Here is an 8,114-nt window from a genome sequence, read left to right on the forward strand (position 1 = left end):
CAGACGCATGAAAGTATTGGTTACTGGGGGCGCGGGGTTTATTGGCAGTCATTTAAGTCGTGAGCTGTGGCGGCAAGGCCACCAGGTCAGCGTGATCGACAGTCTGGTTGGCGGGCGCAAAGAAACCATCGCGGATTTACTCGGTCAGGAGCGTTTCGAATTTCATCACGTTGATATTCGTGACGCCGAAACCATCTCGCCTTTGTTCGCCGGGATCGACTGGGTATTCCACTTAGCCGGTCTGGCGGACATCGTACCGTCCATCGAGCAACCGCGCGCTTATTACGAAACCAATGTCAGCGGCACCTTCAATGTGCTGGAAGCGGCCAGGGCTGCCGGTATCAAGCGTTTTGTCTATGCCGCGTCATCGTCGTGCTACGGCATCCCAGAACAGTTTCCTACGCCGGAATCCGCGCCCGTTCAGCCGCAATATCCTTATGCCTTGACCAAATATTTGGGCGAGGAACTAGTGATGCACTGGGCGCAACTCTATGACTTACCCGCTGTGTCGCTACGATTATTCAATGTTTACGGCCCGCATGCCCGCACCACCGGCGCTTACGGCGCAGTGTTTGGCGTATTTCTGGCGCAAAAACTTAACGGTAAACCCTTCACGGTGGTTGGCGACGGCACCCAGACCCGAGACTTTACCTATGTCACCGACGTGGCCAACGCCTTTATTGCGGCTGCCGAATCCGAACTGCGCGGCGAGATTATGAATGTCGGTAGCGGCGGCACCTACAGCGTCAACCAGTTGGTGGGATTGTTGGGCGGCCCCATCGAATACATTCCTAAACGGCCCGGCGAACCCGATTGCACCTTTGCCGATACCGGTAAAATCAAGGCTAAGCTTGGCTGGCAGCCGCAGGTTAATTTTGAAGAGGGTGTGGCGAATATGCTGGCACACATCGATTATTGGCAAAACGCCCCGCTGTGGACGTCCGCTTCCATAGCCGACGCCACCGCCGATTGGTTTAAATACCTGGATAAGTAGGGAGAAGCCCATGGCTATCAGACAAGCGGCAGCGGATTTTGCGGATCTACTCAACAATTGCGCCTTCACCGACACCCAAGGACATAGCCTGGACGGCGAAACGGTGATCCAACAATTATTGGCCGAATTTAGCAGGGTGCGTGACCAACAAGCCAAGATCATGGTGCTGGGCAACGGCGGCAGCGCGGCCATTGCCAGTCACGTGATCACCGACTTACGAAATGTCGGCGGCTTGTGCGCCTTGACCTTGCACGAAGCCGCGCCTTTGACCTGTTTTACCAACGATTTCGGTTACGAGCAGGCTTTCGCCAAACAAATTACTGCTTTTGCCAATCCCGACGATTTATTGATTGCTATCAGCAGTTCCGGACAATCCTTGAATATCGTCAATGCGGTATTAGCCGCCAACGCAAAAGGATTACCGGTGATGACGCTCAGTGGTTTTAAGGCCGACAATCCCCTGCGGAGATTGGGGCGCTGGAATTGCTGGCTGGATAGCAGTCATTACGGCATGGTCGAGTTGGGGCATCTCTTCGTGCTGCACCATATAACCGATCATTTGCTCAGGAAATAAGCTTATGTCCACGGAAAAAATCGTTTCTATCGAACAACTCGCGCAGCGTGCAGCGGAACTGAAAGCGCAAGGTAAGACCGTGGCTTTATGCCACGGTACCTTCGATTTACTGCACATCGGCCACATCCGTCATCTACAAAGCGGCGCGCGGCAGGCTGATGCGTTGCTGGTCAGCGTTACCGCCGACGAATACGTCAATAAAGGCCCAGGGCGGCCGGTGTTCAACCAATATTTGCGCGCTGAAAACATCGCGGCTCTGGCTTGCGTGGATAGCGTGGCGATCAATCATGCGATTACAGCGGTGGAAGTATTGGACCAGGTCAAGCCGGATTTGTATGTGAAGGGCAGCGATTACAAAAGCACCAGCGACGATCTGACCGGCAATATCCAGCATGAGAAAGACGCGGTTGAGCGGCACGGCGGCAAGATTTATTTTACCGATGAATTAACGTCCAGTTCGACACGCTTATTGAACGAATATTTTGAGGTGTTTTCCCCGGAAATATCCGCATATCTGGATCAATTCAAGGAAACGGTCGGCGCCAACGAAATTATCGACAAGCTCAAAGCCTTGAGTGGCTTGAATGTATTGGTGGTTGGGGAGGCGATTGTCGATGAATACCATTACACCTCGCCTTTGGGCCAGACCGGCAAGGGCAATGTGTTTTCGGTGAAATACAATGACTACGAACGTTTTGCCGGCGGCGCAATAGCCGTGGCGAATCACGTTGCGGAATTTGCCCACAATGTGACTTTGTTGTCCGGCCTGGGAGCAACCAAAAGCCACGAGGATTTTATTCGCACTAATCTGAATCCCGGCATTGATCCGGTGTTCTTCTTCAGCCAGGATCGGCCGACCATAGTCAAACGCCGTTACGTCGATGCCGACATCGCCAAGTTATTTGAAGTGTATTTTTACAATGATGCACCTCTGCCAGCGGAAACCAACCGTAAGATCGTCGCTTGGCTGGAGAAGCATTTGTACGATTACGACGTCGTCATCGTGCCGGATTTTGGCAACGGCTTTATCTCCAGCGAAATGGTGGCGGCGTTATCAGCAAAGGCTAAATTTCTGGCCGTCAACGCGCAAGTCAACAGTGGCAACCGTGGTTACCACCTGATCACCCGGTATCCCAAAGCCGATTTTTTATCGCTTAACGAGCCGGAGTTACGCTTGGCTACGCATGATCGGGGAGGCGTCATCGAGGAATTGGCGGCGCAGCTGGCGGATAAATTACATGCCGGGCATATTGCCATCACCCGAGGCACTAAAGGCGCATTGATGCTAGATCCAAGCAAATCCGCGTACAAAATTCCCGCTTTGTCATCCAAAGTAGTGGATCGGATCGGCGCTGGTGATGCCTTTCTGTCCGTGGCGGGTTTGTGTTTGGGGGGCGGGTTGTCGCCGGAGCAAGCCTTGTTTGCCGGCAGTGCGGCGGCTGCGTTGGATGTGCAGATTGTCTGTAACCGCGAGCCGGTGCGCGCCGTGGCTCTATTCAAATACATCACTACTTTGTTGAAATGACCGTCATGAGTCCTGCACCCGCCGACTTGAAGCACCTGTATTATCAAATGCTGCGCATCCGCCGCGCCGAGGAAGCGATTGCCCGGCGCTATGCCGAGCAGCAAATGCGTTGCCCAACTCACCTTTGCATCGGCGAAGAGGCCATCGCGGTGGGTGTTTGCGCGCATTTGACGGCTCAAGACAAGGTGTTCAGCAATCATCGCGGCCATGGCCACTATTTAGCTAAAGGCGGCGACCTGCCGCGTCTATTGGCGGAGTTGTATGGTTATGCCGAAGGCTGCTGCGGTGGCCGGGGCGGATCCATGCATCTGACCGACTTGGAGGCCGGGTTTGTCGCCTCCACGCCCATCGTTGGTGGTACCGTACCATTAGCCGCCGGATACGCTTGGGCTGAGCAGATGAAAAAATCCGACGCCGCACAGGGAAGTGCAAGTGTCGCGGGAGGCAGGATGCCGGAAGCGACCAATGTGGTGGTGATTTTCTTCGGTGACGGTTGTTTCGAGGAAGGGGTGATGCATGAAACCCTGAATTTTGCGGTGCTGAAACAACTGCCATTACTGTTTATCTGTGAGAACAACCAATACTCGGTGATGACGCCGTTGGCGGAACGCCAGCCCAAACGTGATATTTACAAAATTGCCGCCGCCCACGGTTTAAATACGTTTAGCGGCGACGGAAATCGGGCCGATGAAGTCTTTCAGTTGGCGCAATCAGCAGTGACCAACGCCCGGAATGGCTTAGGTCCGCAATTTCTGGAATTGCATACCCATCGCTGGCCTGAGCATTGCGGCCCCAACGAAGATGACGACTTAGGCTATCGCAGCGCCGGCGAGCTGGCGGAGTGGAAATTGCGTTGTCCCTTGCTGCAAACCCGGCAGATGTTACTCGGACTGCAATTAAGCAATGACGCCGAACTTGTGCAGATGGATGCCCAATTGACCGAGGAAATCGAGCAAGCATTTGCATGGGCCTTGCAAGGCAGCCGCCCGACTATTGATAGCATGAGGCAGCACCTGTATGCGTGACGTGGTTATGATGAGTTACGGCGAGGCGATCCGCGCAGCCTTGGATGATGCCTTGGCCAAATTTCCGGAAATGCTGTTAATAGGTGAGGGGGTGCCCGACCCGAAAACCATCTTTGGTACCACTCAGGGCTTACGAGAAAAGTACGGCGCGGAGCGGGTGCTGGATATGCCTCTGGCCGAGAACGGCATGACCGGCATCTGCATTGGCGCGGCGCTGGCCGGCATGCGGCCGGTGCTGGTGCATCAGCGTATCGATTTTGCCTTGTTGTCGGTTGATCAATTGGTCAATAACGCCGCGAAGTGGCATTACATGTTCGATGGTCAGCAGCAAGTACCGTTGGTGATCCGGGTGATCATCGGCCGCGGCTGGGGGCAGGGGCCGCAGCATTCGCAAAGTCTGCAAGCTATGTTCGCGCAAGTGCCGGGTTTGAAAGTGGTGATGCCGACCACCGCCGGCGACGCCTACCACTTTATGTTGGCGGCGATTGCCGACAACAATCCGGTTCTGTTTATTGAACACCGCTGGCTGCACCACATACAGGGCGAGGTCGACAAACATTGCCCGATGGCAGAGTTGTCTGGTGCGGCATTGCTGAGGCAGGGTACGGAAATTACCTTGGCAGCCTTTTCGCACATGAGTATTGAAGCCTTGAAAGCCGCCACTGTGTTGGCTTCATATGGTATCGATGCCGAGGTACTGGATATGCGTTGCGTCAGCCCTTTGGATGTAGAAAGTGTTGCCGCATCGTTGGCTAAAACCGGAGGTAAATTGGTCATCGCCGATTGCGCGCCGGAATTGGCGTCGACCGGTCATCAACTTTTGTCGAAGCTTGTGTTAACCCATGGGCATCATTTGCAACAAGTGCCGCGCTTGATTGCTTATCCCAACCATCCGGTGCCGACCTCGCATTTTGTGGCCAATCACTATTACCCGGGGGCCGAGCAAATCGCCTCCGCAGTGTTGGATATGTTGGATAGATCGGAATTGACAGAGTCGGTAATCGGGGCTTTGCAGTCCGATTTGCCTAAAGATCAGCCCGACCGCAGCTTCGTCGGCCCGTTTTAACGCAGTTAACAGAGCATCAAACCATGGCTAAAACAGAACAAACCAATCGCTTCGGCAACAGCGCCGTCACGGATATACCCGAAAATGTGCCCATGTTCAGTCAGCCCGGACACAAATTACGTACGTCGAATAACATCGTGGATCGCAGTGCGTTATCAAATGACTATCAGGTGATCGATACCAGCCAGTTGGCCAAATTGCCCGGACAGAAATTACAGAGTATTTCCCATGACGACCAGGAGGGCATCATTCGTCTGGAAGCCGGCAGCGAACATGAACAGCATGTTCCCAATCAGTTCACCGGCCCCAGTTTCCGCACGCAGAGAGAACGCTTCCGCTTCGACGGCCACAAAATGATGCACCATTTAGACAGAGTGCAGGCCTGGCAAAACGGCGACCGCTTTGCGCCGGTGCATATCGATATGGGGCTGACCAAGTTTTGCAATACCGCCTGTTTGTATTGCTACGCGGTGGTACAGAACATGACCAAGGGCACCATGATAGGCCGGGATGCTTTGCTGAACTTTGTCCGTGACTGCGGCAGATTGGGTGTGCGCTCCCTGGGATTCATTGGCGACGGCGAACCGACCTTAAACCCCACACTCTACGATGCCACCGTTTTGGCAGGGGAATTGGGCATCGATACCGCGATGGCCACCAATGGCTTATTGCTGGATATGGATCGGGCCCACGATCTGCTGAAAAATATGAGCTATATCCGCTTCAATTTATCCGCGGGAACAGCGGAGGGTTTTCGCCGGGTGCATCAATCCAAGGAAGTTAATTTTCATTTGTTGATCGACAAGATCCGTGAACTGGTGAAAATCAAGAAAGAAAACAATTACAAATGCACGCTGGGCTTGCAAATGGTGTTAATCCCGGAATGCTTTGATGAAGTATTAGCCGAGGCCAAACTGGGCGCCGAATTGGGTGTTGATTACTTTGTGATCAAGCATTGTTCGGATTCAGAATATAAGGAAATCGGTATCGATTACGACGCATACCTAAAAATCGGCGATACCCTGAAACAAGCTGAGGCGCTTAGCAACGAGAACTACGTGGTTCAGGCCAAGTGGAACAAGATCAATGCAGCCGGCGAAACCAATCTTTACAAGGATGGCTTTCGAAAGTACGACCAATGTTTCGGCACGCCGTTTTTATTGCAGATTTCCGGTAACGGCAAAATCTATCCCTGCGGGCCGTTTTTTAACAAAGAGCGCTTTTACATCGGTGATCTGCACAGCGATTCGTTTTACGACTTGGTAGCCACCAGCGAACGCTACTGGCAGGTGCACAAAGACGTGGCCGAATCGGTGGATGTGCATAAAGACTGCGCCATTGGCTGCCGGCAGGATTATGTGAACAAGTTTCTATGGGATTTAAAAAATCCGCCGGAACATATCAATTTCATTTGATTGACTTGGGCTTCTGGTGACTTTGGTGCTGGCAGACATATTTTTTCTGGATATCCAGGATGCTTACGCCGAGGCGGCCAAACAACAGTGGCTGCGCGATGCCAACGGTGTTGAGCGCCTGCAATATTGCTATTACGACGGTTTACTTACCGACATCGTCTTGCCGAACTTCATTCAGGTGCCCGCTGACAAGTTTGTCGAGTTTTTTTCCCACAACCATCTCCCGATTCCGCAGTTGATCGGGATTTCTCAAGACGGCGCCGTGAAATTCAATGACATGCCGGCGGATGTGATTGAGGAAGTCTCGCAATACCGCAGTCAATATAGGGTGCCGGACTACGTACATTTCGATACCTATTTTATAGATCCGCTACAGGCGCTGAATGCGGCAAAGCAGCGCAATCGGGTGGCTTGCGATCATCCGACTATCGATGGCTTGCAGGTTTGTTATTACCGAGGCGAGTTACCCTCGCATGGTTTTGAGAATCTGATCCATCTGGAACTACCGGATTTGCAAGATTTTTTTATTCGTTCTCGCATGCGGTTCCCGGAGAATTTAGAGATTCCGGAAGAGTTGGACGAGGACGTTAAAGCCGAGCTCAAACAAGATATTGCCGCCGTCCGTAGTGCGGTCGAACGTCAGCGCCGGATCTTACTTCAGCAGCTATTGAACAAAGCCAAAACCTTAAAACCGCGCTTAGTCGGCAATAAACCGCCCAGGATATTCATTCCTACCAGCCGTTTGACTACGGTCATGCAATACAGCTCGCGGGGCGTAGCCAAGGCTTTTGCAGATCTGGGTTGGGATGTGCTGCTTTATGTTCAAGACAATGAAATGGAAGGCAGCAATATGGTGGATATGCTGGAAAAATATATCAGCTTCGATCCGCATGCCTGTTTTTATGTCAACAGTTTGAACAATAGCTTCATGCACGATGACATCGTCAATCTGGTGTGGTGGCAAGATTTGATGCCGCAGCTGAAGAATCGGCAACCGTTAAAATGGCGAGATCGGGATTTCAATTTGTCGATTTCGCCGCTGTTCGACCGCTATCTGGAGCAATGCGGGGCGTCGAAAGTAGAGCGTCTACATTTCGTGATCGACGATGAGATATTCCATGGCGACCACCAAACCGCCCGGGCAGACAACATTGTGTTTGTCGGCAGCTCCTATCTGCCGGTGATTGATCCGGAAAACAGTCAGCATAAATTGGCGTTGGCCTCACTACTCGCGGTTATGGAGCAAGGCGGCCGCTTTGACGAAGCGACTGTTACTCAAATCGCCGCAGCTAGTTCTTTAAGCTATGAGTTTGTATTCTGGAAGCTGCTGCATTACGTAATCCGCGACCATGCCGTGAAATGGTTATGCGCCGCACAGGGATGTGCCAGTGTCGCGGGAGGCAGGATGCCGGAAGCGACCGCCGCACAGGGACGTGCCAGTGTCGCGGGAGGCAGGATGCCGGAAGCGACCGCCGCACAGGGATGTGCCAGTGTCGCGGGAGGCAGGATGCCGGA

At 53.0% G+C, this 8,114-nt stretch carries 7 protein-coding genes; all 7 read left to right on the forward strand.

Annotated elements, in window-relative coordinates:
• Positions 1-7: 7 nt before the first annotated feature.
• A complete protein-coding gene (locus NP589_RS17500; RefSeq protein ID WP_256608125.1) occupies positions 8-994 on the forward strand; it encodes an SDR family oxidoreductase in 987 nt (328 codons plus the stop codon).
• Positions 995-1,004: 10 nt separating this feature from the next.
• The gene (locus NP589_RS17505) at positions 1,005-1,568 is read left to right on the forward strand and encodes an SIS domain-containing protein (protein ID WP_256608126.1); all 564 of its coding nucleotides are present in this window, start codon (positions 1,005-1,007) and stop codon (positions 1,566-1,568) included.
• 4 nt (positions 1,569-1,572) lie between these two features.
• Positions 1,573-3,093: a PfkB family carbohydrate kinase gene (locus NP589_RS17510; RefSeq protein WP_256608127.1), complete on the forward strand. Its 1,521-nt coding sequence runs from the start codon at positions 1,573-1,575 to the stop codon at positions 3,091-3,093.
• 5 nt (positions 3,094-3,098) lie between these two features.
• On the forward strand, positions 3,099-4,118 hold the full coding sequence (locus NP589_RS17515) for a thiamine pyrophosphate-dependent dehydrogenase E1 component subunit alpha (RefSeq protein WP_256608128.1): 1,020 nt from the start codon (positions 3,099-3,101) through the stop codon (positions 4,116-4,118).
• A complete protein-coding gene (locus NP589_RS17520; protein ID WP_256608129.1) occupies positions 4,111-5,184 on the forward strand; it encodes an alpha-ketoacid dehydrogenase subunit beta in 1,074 nt (357 codons plus the stop codon). The genes NP589_RS17515 and NP589_RS17520 overlap by 8 nt, the downstream gene beginning before the upstream one ends.
• Before the next feature lie 23 nt (positions 5,185-5,207).
• Entirely contained in the window at positions 5,208-6,599 is a 1,392-nt protein-coding gene (locus NP589_RS17525; RefSeq protein WP_256608130.1) for a radical SAM/SPASM domain-containing protein, read from the forward strand.
• Positions 6,600-6,624: 25 nt separating this feature from the next.
• Positions 6,625-8,114, forward strand: a 1,490-nt coding sequence (locus NP589_RS17530) for a CgeB family protein (protein WP_504137423.1), incomplete at its 3' end; no start/stop codon positions are given.

Origin of the sequence: Methylomonas rosea, assembly GCF_024505055.1 — a bacterium.
Taxonomy (GTDB): Bacteria; Pseudomonadota; Gammaproteobacteria; order Methylococcales; family Methylomonadaceae; genus Methylomonas; species Methylomonas rosea.